13 protein-coding genes and 1 pseudogene are annotated in these 14,720 nt (G+C 43.9%); 3 read left to right on the top strand and 11 right to left on the bottom strand.

Annotated elements, in window-relative coordinates:
• The first annotated feature begins 2 nt into the window (after window positions 1–2).
• Window positions 3–914 (top strand): GlxA family transcriptional regulator, encoded by a 912-nt coding sequence (locus R8N47_RS08125; RefSeq protein WP_064353956.1) that lies wholly within the window; start codon window positions 3–5, stop codon window positions 912–914.
• 204 nt (window positions 915–1,118) lie between these two features.
• On the opposite strand, the gene R8N47_RS08120 is transcribed toward R8N47_RS08125, so the two are convergent.
• The 3 genes from R8N47_RS08120 to R8N47_RS08110 form a co-directional block, all read right to left on the bottom strand.
• On the bottom strand, window positions 1,119–2,168 hold the full coding sequence (locus R8N47_RS08120; protein ID WP_064353955.1) for an alcohol dehydrogenase family protein: 1,050 nt from the start codon (window positions 2,166–2,168) through the stop codon (window positions 1,119–1,121).
• Window positions 2,165–2,686, bottom strand: a complete 522-nt coding sequence (locus R8N47_RS08115) for a TetR/AcrR family transcriptional regulator (RefSeq protein ID WP_053307056.1) — start codon at window positions 2,684–2,686, stop codon at window positions 2,165–2,167. The genes R8N47_RS08120 and R8N47_RS08115 overlap by 4 nt, the downstream gene beginning before the upstream one ends.
• Window positions 2,687–2,829: 143 nt before the next feature.
• Window positions 2,830–4,011, bottom strand: coding sequence for an MFS transporter (locus R8N47_RS08110; protein WP_017635963.1), 1,182 nt, complete (start codon window positions 4,009–4,011; stop codon window positions 2,830–2,832).
• A 159-nt stretch (window positions 4,012–4,170) separates the two neighbouring features.
• On the opposite strand from R8N47_RS08110, the gene R8N47_RS08105 reads away from it, so the two are divergent.
• The gene (locus tag R8N47_RS08105; RefSeq protein ID WP_005377338.1) at window positions 4,171–5,055 is read left to right on the top strand and encodes a LysR family transcriptional regulator; all 885 of its coding nucleotides are present in this window, start codon (window positions 4,171–4,173) and stop codon (window positions 5,053–5,055) included.
• A 115-nt stretch (window positions 5,056–5,170) separates the two neighbouring features.
• On the opposite strand, the gene R8N47_RS08100 is transcribed toward R8N47_RS08105, so the two are convergent.
• Together R8N47_RS08100 and R8N47_RS08095 are read right to left on the bottom strand one after the other, a co-directional pair.
• Window positions 5,171–6,076, bottom strand: a complete 906-nt coding sequence (locus tag R8N47_RS08100) for a TIGR03571 family LLM class oxidoreductase (RefSeq protein WP_064353954.1) — start codon at window positions 6,074–6,076, stop codon at window positions 5,171–5,173.
• 132 nt (window positions 6,077–6,208) lie between these two features.
• Window positions 6,209–7,114 (bottom strand): LysR family transcriptional regulator, encoded by a 906-nt coding sequence (locus R8N47_RS08095; protein ID WP_005377343.1) that lies wholly within the window; start codon window positions 7,112–7,114, stop codon window positions 6,209–6,211.
• A gap of 112 nt (window positions 7,115–7,226) precedes the next feature.
• Here R8N47_RS08095 and dkgB point away from each other — a divergent pair, with 112 nt between their 5' ends.
• Window positions 7,227–8,027, top strand: coding sequence for a 2,5-didehydrogluconate reductase DkgB (gene dkgB / locus R8N47_RS08090; RefSeq protein WP_047102673.1), 801 nt, complete (start codon window positions 7,227–7,229; stop codon window positions 8,025–8,027).
• Between the two features lie 198 nt (window positions 8,028–8,225).
• Here dkgB and R8N47_RS08085 read toward each other — a convergent pair.
• From R8N47_RS08085 to R8N47_RS08060, 6 genes and pseudogenes are all read right to left on the bottom strand, one after another.
• Window positions 8,226–8,919 (bottom strand): annotated as a pseudogene (locus R8N47_RS08085) (SDR family oxidoreductase).
• A 106-nt stretch (window positions 8,920–9,025) separates the two neighbouring features.
• Entirely contained in the window at window positions 9,026–9,724 is a 699-nt protein-coding gene (locus R8N47_RS08080) for an IclR family transcriptional regulator (protein WP_017635969.1), read from the bottom strand.
• A gap of 87 nt (window positions 9,725–9,811) precedes the next feature.
• Window positions 9,812–11,782, bottom strand: a complete 1,971-nt coding sequence (locus R8N47_RS08075) for a diguanylate cyclase domain-containing protein (RefSeq protein ID WP_064353953.1) — start codon at window positions 11,780–11,782, stop codon at window positions 9,812–9,814.
• Between the two features lie 186 nt (window positions 11,783–11,968).
• A complete protein-coding gene (locus R8N47_RS08070) occupies window positions 11,969–12,322 on the bottom strand; it encodes a DUF2750 domain-containing protein (RefSeq protein WP_005377352.1) in 354 nt (117 codons plus the stop codon).
• Between the two features lie 175 nt (window positions 12,323–12,497).
• Complete coding sequence (locus R8N47_RS08065; RefSeq protein WP_005377354.1) at window positions 12,498–13,112, bottom strand: OmpA family protein; 615 nt, start codon at window positions 13,110–13,112, stop codon at window positions 12,498–12,500.
• 2 nt (window positions 13,113–13,114) lie between these two features.
• Window positions 13,115–14,425: a TolC family outer membrane protein gene (locus tag R8N47_RS08060; protein ID WP_017635971.1), complete on the bottom strand. Its 1,311-nt coding sequence runs from the start codon at window positions 14,423–14,425 to the stop codon at window positions 13,115–13,117.
• Between the last annotated feature and the right edge of the window lie 295 nt (window positions 14,426–14,720).

The following is a 14,720-nucleotide window of genomic DNA, read 5'->3' as shown; positions in this document are numbered from 1 at the left end:
AAATGAAAATAGCACTCGTTAATTACCCAGATAGCTCGCAAGCCTCCGTATATGGTTTAAGCGAACTCTTCGAGATGGCAAACCGTGCTGCGGCTAAATTGGGCGTTGATGTGCACTTTGAAGTAGAGATATTGGATCACTGGCCAAACACGCACTTCGATGTGAAAACAGCGGTAATGATTCCGCCCAGCGGCAGTGGTCAATATTACTTAGAACCAGAGCCAGAGCTACTCGACTGGTTAAATGTCCAATATAGTAAAGGTGCGATTTTAGCCTCCGCCTGCGCCGGTACTTTTATTCTTGCTCAAACCCAGTTGTTGACCAATAAGTCTTGTACGACACACTGGGGCTTGGCTCCTTCATTAGCGAGTCAGTTTCCCGATATCCACGTAAGACAAGAAGCCATCCTTATTAACGAAGGAACGATCATTACGGCTGGGGGTATGATGTCATGGGTGGATTTAGGTTTGGAGCTGGTTTCCTTATTTGCGTCACCGGCAGTAATGCGCCTGTTAGGAAAAATGTTGGTTATTGATACTGGTCCGAGAGAGCAACGCTTTTATCAACAGTTTACTCCAAACTTCCAACATGGTGATGAGGTAATTGTTCAACTACAGCACTATATAAACGATCATTATCAAGGAAAACTGAGCAATAAAGAGCTTGCAGAGTTGAGTTGTTTAACAGAAAGGACATTGCAGCGACGCTTTAAAAAGGCGACAGGTTTCAATGTTAACCAATACATACAAAGCTTAAGAGTACAAAAAGCTTGTGATTTACTTGAGTCGACAACCCTAACATTTGACGCAATATCATTTAGAGTGGGTTACCAAGATGTGAGCGCGTTCAGGAAAATATTTAATAGAATCGTAGGTTTAACACCGAAGTCGTTCAGATCTCGGTTCTGTTCATGAACGCCAGAAGTAAGATAATGTTGGTATTAAACATTTATAACTCAGAAGCAAACACCGCATATTTTTACAAGCTGGCTTAGCGTGATGAAAAGGGATAACAAGCTAAGCCAACCGTAGCGATCTTCTAAGTATTGAGAACTTTTTAGGATGCTTAAAGTGTTCTCAAATTACAACGACTGGTATAGGCCGCTGTTAATCGAAAAGCTATGTGATTTCCAAAACCAGTTTCCCAGTATGTTGCTTGCGTGAAAATACTTCTTGCGCTTGATCTATCTGGTTCAAGGGAAATGACTCCGCGACTAAGGGACGAATTGCGTTCTGTTCGATATAGCGAACCAAGTTACCGAATACTTCTGGTGCCAAAACGGTACAACCAAATAACGCTAGGTCTTTAAGGTAAAGAGTTCTTACATCCAGCTCGACAATTGGGCCGCCTATGGCGCCGGAAACAGCGTATCTTGATCCTGGTTTTAGTACCTGAAGAAATTGTGGCCACTGCTCTCCTGCGACCAGATCAATCACTACGTCAACGCTGTTTTCTCCGAGAGTCGCCGTCAAATTTGCATCGCGAGGGATAACTTGGTTTGCTCCTAATGCCGTGATCTGTTCTTTCTTTTCTGGGCTGGCGATAGCAATGACGTATGCTCCACGCGCCTTCGCCAGTTGGATTGCGGCAGAGCCAACACCACCGGATGCTCCTGAAATCAGTACGGTATCGCTCGCTGTGACATTAGAGCGGACAAGCATGTTCTCGGCAGTTGAATAAGAACAAGGGAAGGAGGCCAAATCGATATCCGATAAACTACTATTCACAGCATATGCATGTTTACTGTCAACAACAGTGAACTGAGCAAAGCCACCATCACATTCTGAACCGAAGTACCAAGGCGAGCTAAGTGCTTGACTGTGGAAGCGCGTAATACATGGTTCGATAAGCACACGCTGACCGATTCGTGATGGGCAGATATTCTCACCAACAGCGACGATGGTACCGCATACATCGGCACCTTGGATTCGAGGGAGAGATAGCGCGTCTCCTGACCAACTTGCATCCATGCTATTGGCGTCATTTTTAGAATACCATGCTGTTCGGGTATTGATGTCGGTGTTATTGACTCCGGCAGCGGCAACTTGGATCAATACATCATCAGGCGAGGGGACTGGCACAGGTAGATCATCGCGGTAACGAAGCATATCTGGCCCACCATGACCGATAAGTTGGACGCCTTTCATGACTTTCGGGATTGTGGTCATTGATTGTTCTCCTTCATTAGTTCTAGCAGAGTGCGTTCAGCGGATGCAAAGGCAGCGTGACCGAGAACCGGCCATGCGTTGGATAGACCTTCATGTAACAAGAAGAGTGTGGTTGCGAGGTCTTCTCGCTGACTTAGTTGGCCCATAAGCTGACGGACCGCCAATTTGTGTTGTTTTACTGCTTGATTAATTGATAGATTTTCTGGATAGGCTGCTAATGCATTGATGGACATGCAGCCATTCGGTGCAAACTCCTTCATCCAATCCTCGAGGCGAGTGAATAGGTGTAATACAGCCGGTGTTCCATTGGCAGGGGCGTCTTCGAGCAAAAAACTCAAATACCTTTGATGGCGATGCTCGAGAGCTGCAACAATCATCGCTTCCTTGGAGGGGTAGTATTTGTACAGGGTTCTCAGGCTGACTTCGCAGGCGTTTTTGAGTTGGGGTACGCTAGGCTCGGCGAAGCCATACTGACTGAATGCTTTTTCTAGGCTTGCTGCGATTTTTTCTTTCACTATTTGATACACCAGGTAGAACGTTTGTTTTACCTAAGGGTAGAATAAACTTTCTACCTCAGTCAATGGTGTATTTGAACTCTGTATTGAAAGCCCGACGTAATGCCGGGCTAATTTAATTGATTTTTATCGATTTGGAACGTGAATCAGTGTGCCGTTGCGTGCTGCTCTCCACGCTTGTCTAGCATTCCGCTGAAACGGGTTAGTAGTAGAGCACCTAATACTACGATCGCGCCAATCCAAGGTGTGTGCATCAGCCCAGCATTGGCCACGATAAGGCCACCGCCCCAAGAACCCAGTGCAATACCTACGTTAAATGCAGCAATGTTGAGACCAGAAGCGACGTCGACTGCATCAGGTGAATATTTCTCTGCTAGTTTGACAACATAAACTTGAAGTCCTGGAACGTTACCAAAGGCAAAGGCACCCCAGACAAGAATAGTCACTACTGCAGAAATTGGATTAAATGCTGTGACACTAAACACGAGCAATACCACAATTAGGCCCGAGAAAATCGCTGTCAGAGCTTTGATTGGCCCCATAGAGTCGGCCATCTTTCCGCCCCAGATGTTGCCGAATGCGACTGATACACCATAAACCAACATAATTAGGCTGATAGCGCTAGAGCCAAACCCCGAAACTTCTTCCAAAATAGGAGCCAAGTAAGTGAAGGCTGTGAACGTACCACCGTAACCGAGCGCGGTGATTGCGTACACCAAAAGTAGACGAGGCTGAGTCAAGACTTTTACTTGCGATGACAGCTTGGTTGCTGGTGGTTGTTTCAGATTACTCGGCACTAGCAGAGCGCTTCCTATCAGTGCGATGATTCCAAGGATCGCGACGATTAGGAAGGTTGCCTGCCAACCAAATGTCTGGCCAATCCAGGTGCCAAGTGGCACGCCCGTCACTAGAGCTACGGTCAGACCGGTAAACATAATAGCAATTGCGCTAGCGGCTTTTTCTTTTGACACTAGGCCAGTGGCGATAGTCGAGCCGATCGAAAAGAACACACCGTGTGCAAGCCCGGTCAGTATCCTTGCTGTAACTAGTGTGTTGTATCCAGGTGCTTGCCAGGCTAACAGATTGCCAAGAACAAACAGTGCCATAACAGAAAGCAGAACGTACTTTCTTTTCCAGTTACCAGTCAGCGCTGTTAAAACGGGAGCACCAACCGCAACACCAAGTGCGTACAGGCTAACTAAAAGACCCGCTGAAGGTAATGATACGTTGAGGTCGGAGGCCATAGTCGGTATCAGACCGACAATTACAAACTCCGTGGTTCCAATAGCAAAGGCGCTCAGCGTCAATGCAAGTAAAGCTAAAGGCATAACAACTCTCTCTTATAATCATTGAATATGAATGGATAAACGAATAGCCCGTTTCCATGTCGTGTATTATTAAAGAGTTATTCGTTGCGAAAAATGGTGTTTATTACAAAATACTTTTGTTATAAATGATGAAAGTGCGCAGTTAAGAAAGGGGATGAAATGTTAACCCGATCAGATGAATTAGAGATTCTTATGGCAGTTGTGGATAGTGGTGGATTTTCTTCCGCTGCTGATGCACTAGGTATTCAAGTCGCTAGGGTATCTCGTGCGGTTAGTAAAGTTGAATCACAGCTGGGGGTAACCTTGCTGAATCGCACGACACGCAGAGTGGAAGTTACTGAGGAAGGGCATCAGTTTGTTGAAGCGGTTCGCTTAGGTTTACTACAAATACAGCAAGCTGAAGAAGAGATCATCACACGAGGTGAATTACCCAAGGGGCGCTTAAGAGTTGATGCCGCTAGCCCATTTGTTTTACATCAACTCGTGCCGTTAATTCAGCCATTTAAAGAGGCTTATCCTGATATTCAACTCGATCTTACCTCTAATGAGGGTTTTGTGGATCTATTGGAAAAAAGAACCGATGTGGCGATACGTATTGGACGATTATCGGATTCAACACTGCATGCTAAACCTTTAGGAACAAGCCCACTATTTATCGTTGCCACGCCTGGTTATTTATCTAAACGAGGTTTCCCTGAAGCGGTGAGCGATTTGCGCAGTCATAACTTGATCGGTTTTTCTGGCGCTAAAGTGTTAAATCAGTGGCCATTACGAGGGTTTGAGATGATAGAGCCTGATATCCTATCCAGCAGTGGTGAAACGGTTAGACAGTTAGTGCTGGCAGGGAACGGCATTGCATGTTTATCTGGCTTTATGGTGAAAGATGATCTTGATTCTGGACGGTTAGTGGCATTGTTTGAATCGGAAAAAATCACAAATACTGGACGAGAACAGGTCAATGCTGTCTTCTACAAATCTTCTTCAGTCTCTAAACGTATTTCCGCGTTCATCGACTTTATTCAACCAAGACTTACTTTAAAATAACTCTATTATTGTTGTTTTAACAAAAGAGTTTTGTCGTTATTGCAGCTTTTGTTTTTCCAAGTGCCAAGCCTAGCGTGCCACCCCTTAGTAAGGTGGCACATATTTTTATTTGATCTTAGTTAAAGCGTGGCAACACGTACTGAGCGATCTGTTCCATTGATTTCTCAATTGGTTGGCTATTACGACGGAAATGCAACCCGATGTGATTGACTCCTGCTTCTTGCATTTTTTCTAGCTCATCGCTCAAGCCATTGACTCCGGCCCGGATACCAAAATGATGCCGAACGACTGGTGCATTTGGGTTATCGACTAAATCAAGATGAATAAAGCTGGCGTAGGGTTTGTTTCCCGCTACGGAGCGCCAAAGTGCAACGCGGTGTTCATGATCATCAGGTGTGCCTGGGTAGGCGAGCCAGCCGTCTAGGTTTTCTCCTATCCATTGTGGACTTTGCTGCGCTAACCCTGCGACATAGATAGGAATATCAGCAAACTCGGGTAATAACTGTAGATCGTTACCCAGCTTATCATTTTGCGTATCTTTCAAAATCTCTACACTTTCTCGAAAAGCTGAGCCACGGCTGTCAAAGTTGGCGTTAAAAACGGGATATTCACTAGGACGGTCTCCACTAGCCACACCGAGTATCAGGCGGTCACCACTTAACTCGTTGATGGTCGCAGCGGCTTTTTTCACTAGCCAAGGTTGTCTTAACGGTAATACTATCGCTGCTGTCCCTAGTAGAATGTTGTCGGTGCACGCAGAGAGATAGCCAAGATAACTGAACGGTTCATAAATTTGTGCCGCGTCTCCAAAGTTAGGGTCGTACAACGGGACATCTCTCACCCACGCTACGTTAAAGCCTAACTTATCGGCTAACATAATACGCTGTTTATGTGCACTCATGTCTGGTACGCCGAACGGTTTTCGTTGGAGCAGCCGTTTTTTCTGGCCTTCTTGGGTCCAGTCATTATCTAGGGGGAGCTCAACACCGATGGTGAATCTGTTACTTAAATCTTTATGCATTATGAAGCCTGACTATTACTTTGAGTACTAGGAGGCAAGGTGCCTCCCTGATATTCAGGACACTATGAGATTTTTGTTGTGAGAAAAAGCGGCTAAAAGACAAAAGTGTTTTGCCACAAACAGCGGTGGTCTTTAAAGGAACTGGTGGTTCTCTACCTTGATTTCTTGCTTGATGAAGTCAATAAAAGAGCTGATCCGGCGTGAGGTACTGGCATTTTTGTAATACACCGCATGAACTGGCTGTTCGACATTATGCGTGTGTTCACTAAGCACGCCCACTAAGCGACCAGCTTGTCGGTCAGAGTAGGTCATAAAGTCAGACAGGCAAGCTATCCCCGCACCATGTAAGGCTAAACATCTTAGCGTCTCGCCATTATCAGATCTTAGGCTACTCATAATACGCAGAAGTTTGTTCTTATCATCCATGATCGGCCATTCCTTAAGATACTCCGGCTTGTTGAATCCAAGTAGCTTATGATTGAGTAACTGATCTATTGAGGTTGGAGTACCATGTTGTCTTAAATACTCTGGACTCGCGACGATTCGAATCCGACTTTTACCAAGAAATATCGCGCGCATGGTTGAGTTTTGTAGCTCACCGATACGAAAAGCAATATCGGTTTTTGTTCCCAAAAGGCTAATATTTTCCTCATTGGAATTGAGATCGATTTCGACTTCTGGATACAAGCTCTGATATTTAGCAATGTGCGGCGTTAGTACGTGCAGTAAGAAGGGGGTAGCTGCGTTTATTCGTAGGAGGCCAGAAGGCTTATATTTCTGGCTTTTCAGTTGTGCTTCGGCATTCTCTACTGCTTCTACAATATGTCTGACTTTATCGAGGTATATCGTTCCTTCATTAGTAACATCTAACTTACGGGTTGTGCGATTTAACAAGGTCGTTTCGAGTTTGGCTTCTAGCCGAGATACCGATCGACTCACCGCCGAGACGGTCATCGATAACAGTTCAGCCGCAGAGCTGATTGAACCCGTATCGACCACGGCCATAAAGGTGCGCATTTCATCTAGAGTAGCTTTCATTGTTGAATATATTTCAAATTAGATTTGAGTATTGTTAACTTTACGGAAAGTTTCTTGCGGCGTAAAGTTTTGCTTCGAATCAACTATAAAATCGATAATTCAGGAGATTTAGATGAAAGTACCATCATTTGGCGTCGGCACGTTTCGTTTAGAGGGTGAAGTAGTTAAGGATTCAGTCCGTAATGCGTTAGAAGTGGGTTACCGCGTAATTGATACTGCACAGATTTACGGTAATGAGGCAGAAATCGGTGAAGTATTGACACAGTCCGGTATTGCACGTGATGAGCTATTCATTACGACCAAGATCTGGGTTGATAACATGAACACGGAACAACTCATTCCAAGTCTAAAAGAGAGCTTAGAAAAGCTAAATACAGATTATGTGGATTTGACCTTGATCCACTGGCCTGGCAATAACAATAACTTGAGCGAATACATGGCTTCATTACTTGAAGCTAAATCGCAAGGGTTAACCCGTAATATTGGCGTCTCCAACTTTAATATTGACTTGTTGCAACAAGCGATAGAAGTGGTCGGTAAAGAGAATATTGTTACTAACCAAATCGAGCTTAGCCCTTATTTGCAAAATCGTAAGTTGGTCAGCTTCATGCAGGAAAACGATATTCAGGTAACGTCTTACATGACCTTGGCATATGGGAAAGTACTTGGGGACCCAACTATTGCAGGTATTGCTGAGGACTATCAGGCCACGCCAGCTCAAGTCGCGCTTGCTTGGGCTTTGTCAAAAGGTTACGCGGTGATCCCGTCTTCAACTAAACGAGAGAATTTAGCAAGTAACCTGAAAGCACTTGAACTTAATCTCAGTGAAGAGGCGATTGCAAAGATAGATGCGTTGGAAAGAAATGGCCGCGAAGTAAACCCTGAAGGGCTAGCGCCTGAGTGGGATGATTGAGTGAGTTTCACGGGAAATCATTGTCTAAATGGCACCTCTGCAATCGCTGACTTCCTCAGCGTTTGACGGTAGTACAACACCATAGACGATAACGGCTCGCTTGTCTGACGATAGTGCGAGCTTTTATCTTTTTGGCCTATTAGTTTACTGTATTCTCCCGGCCTTCAATTTGGCCGGGAGACGTCATTTAGAGATCAATTACCATTCGATTGTAGAGCCATCAAATACGCGGAAGCTTCCGGATTGCTCAAGTGTTAGCTGTTCTGCGACCGAAACAATGCCTGCAACACTTTCCTCGGCAGAAAAGGTTGCGTCCTCACCGCCCATATCGGTTTTTACCCAGCCGGGATGAACTGCGACAGTTTTTACTCCTCGCGATTCGAGATTGCGTGCTGCTGATACTAGAACCTGATTAAGCGCTGCTTTAGATGCTCGATAACTGTACATGTTACCTGAACTGTTATCGCTTAAACTCGGCAACTCGGGTTGAGATTCCCACGATGGTTTTGTGCTGACTTTTCGCAACGTTGTCTTGTAGGGCTTGAATTAGCAGGGCAGGTGCGACGGTATTTATGTTTAGTACTTCTAGCCATTTTTTCTGGGTCATTTCGCCAAGCGTTGCACACTCTTCGCCTAATACACCTGCATTCAGAATTAAATGATCGAGCGGACGATCCGCTAATCGAGTGGCTAACTGATCGATATCTTGTTGGTTAGTGACGTCTAGAGCCATCAGTTGAAGTTGATTAGATTGGGTTACTAGTTCATTGAGCTGCTTAGCATTTTCTGGTGAACGACAAGTTGCGATAACTTGCCAACCTTTTCCAAGGTAGTGGCGGACAAATTGCAAGCCTAAGCCACGGTTAGCGCCAGTGATTAATACAGTAGACATCGCTTCTCCTACGTTGTTGAGTTGAACAACGACCATATTAGAGGCGACGTATAAGCATGTAATCAAAACAGTATAAAAATGGCCTAGAATTCGACATTGTCAAATCTTAAAGTTTGAGAAAGATGCTGGCAAAGTGTTTTAGCCTAGTGACCGTCAGTTCGGAGGCAGCACCGCTGACACCTGCAACAGCAACGACCTTACCATCCAAGTAAAGGGGGATCGCTAAGCAATTGAGGTTTGGCTCTGCCTCTTCTAAATCGAGTGCGTAACCTGATAATACAACCTGATTAAGTTCAGTTTCTAACGTGGGGGATATTTGGCTTTCAAGGCGCAATGTTCGGCGAAGCTCATCATCAAAACTAAGAAAAACCTTGCCGATCGCAGATGTTGTGAGTCCTTCTCGTTTCCCTCTCGGGCTACGGATAGTAAGAGGGTTATCCTGCTCTATAGCATCGATATACAAGTACTCTTTAGCGCCACTTTGTACAGCGAGGTAAGCAGTGTTGTTAGTCATTTGGGCCATTTTTTTCAGCAATGGAACAAAATGTTGTCGGATAGCTTCGTTTTTTTGTTCAATCGGCTTAGACAGTTCATAGCATCTAAACCCTAGGCTGTAGCTATGGTTGTGTTTGGATACATATCCAAGAGAGTGTAGAGTCGCAAGTAACCCGTGAACAGTCGTCTTATTTAACTGGATCGCATTACTGATCGTCTGTAATGATAGGGGAGACTCACTCATCGAGAGCAACTCGAGGATTAGAAAACCTCGCTCTAGAGACTGAATGTTTTTTCTTGCCTTGGGCACAAAGACTCCTTGATGATGGTGTTGCATATGAATGGCTTACTGATGCTTCCACCTATAACAAACCACTACGCTGGTGGTTTGGTTTTATTAGAGAATATACTCAGCACTTAAACTGATCGGCTCGTTGTATGCGTCCACAAGGGAGTTTTTTCCTTGCTTCTTAGCATTGTATAACGCTTGGTCTAATATCGAATAGAGCTCATCAAAGTTGGTGAGTGGCATTGAGGTTGATAGATAGGCCAGACTCGCAGATATATTCAATTGATGGTTATTAAGCGAATGTACACTCTTTTCTGAAATTGTTTTATGCAGACTTTGTATTCTAAAGGGAACGTCAATCTCATCGACGTTTTTCAATAGCAAGATAAACTCTTCTCCACCTAAACGACCCAAGTAATCTCCCTTATTAAGTTTAGCTTTAAGCGCTTTGCATACCTGTTGTAGTACTAAGTCGCCAGTCGGATGACCATACTGATCATTAATCGCCTTAAAGTCATCTAGATCGATTAATGCTAGAACGTAGCGGAAGTCTCCTTCAGCTTTGGAGGTTTGGCTTTTAATCGTCTCTATAATTGCCGCTCTGTTTAATGCACACGTTAAGCTGTCTATTTTGGCTTTTAAGCGTGTTTGTCGCTGAACCATCAATGCCAGAGCGAGGAGAACCAATAAACAGAAAACAACAAAATTATAAGTGCGTTGTTGGTCTGTGAGTTTTTCAAACTGGTACTGACTTAGAAGAGTTTCGTTGTTCAACTGCGCGACTTGTAGATCATATTCATACTCTTTTTTAGTGAGATCTAGTGCCTCTAACGCCTTGATATTACTCGCGTCTCGGTTCGTTAGTTCAATCGTCGAGTAGGCCTTGTGATGCTCCAGCGCCTTTTTGTAATCATTTTGAGCTTGGTATGCTTTTGAGAGGAGTAATTGGGCTTGCGCTTGCAATAAGGGCCTAGCGTTTTTTACCGCTAATCTTAACGCTATTGTAGTGTGTTCAATCGATTTTTCGGGTGTATGGTTCTTTAAATATGCCAATCCAGCAGCCAAATGACCCTCTGTTTCAAGGTGCGTATTCTCATAAGTTTGGGCAATGTTTAATGCTCTTCCAATGTAATCTACCGCGGTATCCAATTGCCCAGAATCGGCCAAAGCAGCAGATAACCCTAAATAGGTCAACCCTTGCCCGTATGGGTAATGAAGTTGTTCGAGAATCGTTAATGCATTTTTGTAGTGGCTGATGGACTTATCGAGTTCTTTGGATTTTCTGTACATCGCTCCTAGACTATGTTCGACTTGCGCAACTTCAAGAGGTGTCCCTTCATCTTGGCGAACCAGTAAGGCTTGAATGAGATATTGCTCTGATTGTTCAAATTGCCCCAGCTCTGCAAGTAAATTGCCGACGTCATTGTAAATCCCTGAAGGATCGCTTTGCGTCGACATGTTGGCCATCAACTGTCGATACAAACTTAAGGCTTTTTCATAGTCACCGCGGTAATTGTAGTTATTTGCTACCACGCGCAAAGCAAGATCAACAGGGAAGTTTTCTTGATGCTTATGATTTAAGTGGCTCTCTAAGGATGAGCAATAAAAGTTTGCTTTGTGATAACGACCTTGTTGATTCAGCGTATAACAAAGTTGATAGTTCATCAGAGCCTTGCCTTCGGAATCGGATATTTTCTTCATTGTCTGTCGCAAAGAAGAAAAGCTATCTACTGAGGCCTCGTAACTACCATGCTTACGTTCATTTAAGGCAAGAATATATTCTGATTCTAATTGAGAAAAAGGGTTGTCTAAGACTTGACTGCTGCCGTAGTAAGGCTGATTTATGTTTGACATATATTCATAAATCAATCCACTTACGTAGAGCTTTTCGCTGTCCGATTTCGCTGTATGGTAGCGATCTTGAAGCATGCTCAATGCCGACTCAGGGTTGCTTCGTAGTGTGGTTTGGTAGACAGAGTGCCACTGTGTGATATTTTGGTTTGGTTCAATATCTTGAGTGTCGCTTGCATATACTGGAGTGAGCAAAAGTGACGCAAGCAAGGGATAGAGCACGCGCATGTTTAAACGAGCCTTTAATTTAAGGTGCCTTTAAAGTTGAGTTATCATAGCGCTTTTAACGCATCAGCGTTGTGATTAAGTTGGGTGTACTAAGAAAAAGAGTAGTGAAACTATGCACTTGGTCGAGATATTGAAAGAAGAGGCATAAAAAGAAAGACCTCAACATAAAGTTGAGGTCAGAAATCTTTAATCAATGTAAAGCTTTGCTAGATCTTGAGGCTCCATTTCTTTGCCTTCTAACTGATCGTTCCAGTTAGTTCCAACAAGAACACCATCTTCAGCAAGAGTCAAAAGCCAATCTTCAACAAAGATATCTAATGGGATTTCTAGTACAGTAAAATCTGCCCATTCTTCAACATTATGTGCTTCTGCATCTTCTTTAGAAGACCAGAAAGGCATGACTTCGCTGTTTTCGAATTCAGTTGAATCGCAAGATAGCCAACCTTCTTCATTGCGTAAACCCCAAACCAATTGGTTTTCTTTCGTTTCTGCAACAAAAAGGTCAAGGTTCGCTTGGATATCTGATGTAAGTTTGCTCATTTCAAAACTCTCGTTGTTATGACGTGGCTAGAGTAACACTAAAGTGCCGGTTCCTAAAGCATAATACGGTTGTCGAAATGAGTAAAAATAAAGGAGCCGAAGCTCCTTTTCTGAGGTTAAGTATTCACTCGTTTTTGTTTGCTTTGTGCTTGCAGAGCAAACAAAAACAGGTACTTTACCTTTCTGGAAGAGTTGTGAATATTGTCCACTCTCTCTTTATCTCGCCTTTGTAACCAACGACTGATGCGGTTACTCGACGATTTAAAGCATGGCTGACTTCATCGGTCCCTTGCTGTGCTAAGTGAGTGTCACCAAAACCAACAATGCGGACTCTACTCGGTTCGATGTCGTAGCTTAGTAGGGCTTCACGGACATTGCGTGCTCGTCTTTCAGAAAGATCTTGGTTATGCTTTGAACCACCAACTTTACTAGCATAGCCGTGCAGCTCTATCGAAGTAGTAGGGTACTCTTTTAAAAAGTCGGAAAGCTCTCGGACTTGTCTTCTGAAGACTGGATTGATCTCATCAGAGTCGTTAGCAAAAAGTATCCGCACTTGCATGTTATCTGATGCTTTAATGTATTCTCCACAGCCGTCGTTGTCGACCTCTGAGCCTTCAGGTGTACCTGGGCACATATCTCGAGCATTGATGACACCATCGTTATCGTCATCTTGCAAATCTGCTATTTGTTCTGCATTTGGTACAGGACGATACTCATATTCGTCTTCAGCAACAACGTGTTGAGTGATGGCGAGCATACCCAATGCAAATAGAATCTTCACTGGTTTCATGATCAGTACTCCACCTTTTCATTCCATTCTGTAGGTACATCGACACGCAAGGCATTTAACAATTGGCCAGTCGCGTTCATAACGCGGTACTTGGCGTACTGCTCTGAGTATCGAGCATCTAAGTAGTTCTTTCTCGCTTCAAAAAGTTCGTTTTCAGTATTTAACAAGTCCAGCAGAGTGCGTTTTCCAATGCGATACTGCTTTTCGTAGGCGATGACAGTTTCAGAGGCCGAATCTACGTGATCCGCTAGGAACTCTTTTTGTTGAAGTGTTAAATCTAACGCACTCCAAGATAGACGAAGGCCTTCTTCTACTTGGCGGTATGCACGTTCTCTTAGGTCTTTTGCTTTATTTAGTTGGTAGGCAAAACTTTCAGCGTTGGCTACGTCACTACCACCGTTAAAGAGGTTATAACGCATACGTAACATTGCCGTTGTCTCTTCGCTGCTTCCTTCGATACCGCTTGCATCATCACGCCATGTTTGAGCCGCTTCTACCGATATCGTTGGGTAGTAAGTTCCCTTAGATTGCTTGTATTGGAACTTTGCAGAGTCCACATCAGCTACCGAAATTTTGATTACTGGATGTGACTCGAATGCCAAGTCAATCGCTTCATCGATGGTGTAGGGAATAAAGTTTTGGTCCGCTCTTGGGAAAATCAATCCTTGTGGTGACTGTCCGACAAGGCGTGTAAAGGTGGTGTGGCTGTCATATAAGTTGTTCTGAGCTGCCACCAAGTTACCGTGAGCCTTTGCTAAACGAGCCTCTACCTGGGTTAGGTCTGCTGTAGAACCGATACCTGAGTTAACTCGCTTTTTAATGTCTTCATAGATCTTCTTATGCACTTTCAAGTTATTCTCGGAAAGTGTCAGAATTTCATAAGCTTTTACTGAGTCTAAATAAACTTTCGCGACCTCTAGAGCGGTGTCTTGGGCATCAGCTAGAAGTTGATAACGGACCGATTCAGCATCAGCTGCTGTTCGATCCATATCATTAAGTGTCGCTGAGCCATCCCATATTAGCTGGGTTAGTGTCACGGTGGCTTCTTTTCTTGTTAGATCGGTTGAATCTCGCCCTGACTCTGCAGGTTTGATTCCTTCGTAACCGATACCGGCATCTAAGTCTACGGATGGGAGGTAAGCACCACCAGATGCTTCATTCACATACTGCTTGCTAACGAATTCATTGAACGCACTTTTGATGTCAGGATTGGTTTTTAATGTGTTTTCAACCGCTTGCTCTAGCGTTTGCCCAAACGCATGACTAGCGGTGAACATACCAATACAAAAGGCGTTGGCACGAGTCCACTTCACTGTGATTCTCCTAGATAATGGTAAAAATTCTCGAGGTGATAGGGCTTATAAGTGGAATACTTATAAGGGCGTCAATAATTTAGCGCACAATAACATTAATATGCGATGAAGTAACCTGTTGATTCGCTGTTCATTTGTTTCAATTTTGATAAATCAACCTACTAAATCTGCCTAAAACTTGAATTAAGATCTCAAATTAAAGATGGAGGTAATAGCTAGGAACGTGTGTCCAGATTTTAATAAAATAAAACACTTATGCATCTGGATTCTTATTGATGTATGACACATAATTACT

The organism is Vibrio sp. 2132-1 (assembly GCF_033344315.1).
Note: the sequence above shows the minus strand (reverse complement) of the source record. Positions and strands in the feature narration are given on the sequence as shown.

Bases quoted from the DNA above. Each gene is read 5' to 3' on its own strand.
- R8N47_RS08125 (WP_064353956.1), top strand. From the start codon at position 3: ATGAAAATAGCACTCGTTAATTACCCAGATAGCTCGCAAGCCTCCGTA.
- R8N47_RS08120 (WP_064353955.1), bottom strand. From the start codon at position 2,168: ATGACCACAATCCCGAAAGTCATGAAAGGCGTCCAACTTATCGGTCAT.
- R8N47_RS08110 (WP_017635963.1), bottom strand. From the start codon at position 4,011: ATGCCTTTAGCTTTACTTGCATTGACGCTGAGCGCCTTTGCTATTGGA.
- R8N47_RS08105 (WP_005377338.1), top strand. From the start codon at position 4,171: ATGTTAACCCGATCAGATGAATTAGAGATTCTTATGGCAGTTGTGGAT.
- R8N47_RS08100 (WP_064353954.1), bottom strand. From the start codon at position 6,076: ATGCATAAAGATTTAAGTAACAGATTCACCATCGGTGTTGAGCTCCCC.
- R8N47_RS08095 (WP_005377343.1), bottom strand. From the start codon at position 7,114: ATGAAAGCTACTCTAGATGAAATGCGCACCTTTATGGCCGTGGTCGAT.
- dkgB (WP_047102673.1), top strand. From the start codon at position 7,227: ATGAAAGTACCATCATTTGGCGTCGGCACGTTTCGTTTAGAGGGTGAA.
- R8N47_RS08075 (WP_064353953.1), bottom strand. From the start codon at position 11,782: ATGCGCGTGCTCTATCCCTTGCTTGCGTCACTTTTGCTCACTCCAGTA.
- R8N47_RS08070 (WP_005377352.1), bottom strand. From the start codon at position 12,322: ATGAGCAAACTTACATCAGATATCCAAGCGAACCTTGACCTTTTTGTT.
- R8N47_RS08065 (WP_005377354.1), bottom strand. From the start codon at position 13,112: ATGAAACCAGTGAAGATTCTATTTGCATTGGGTATGCTCGCCATCACT.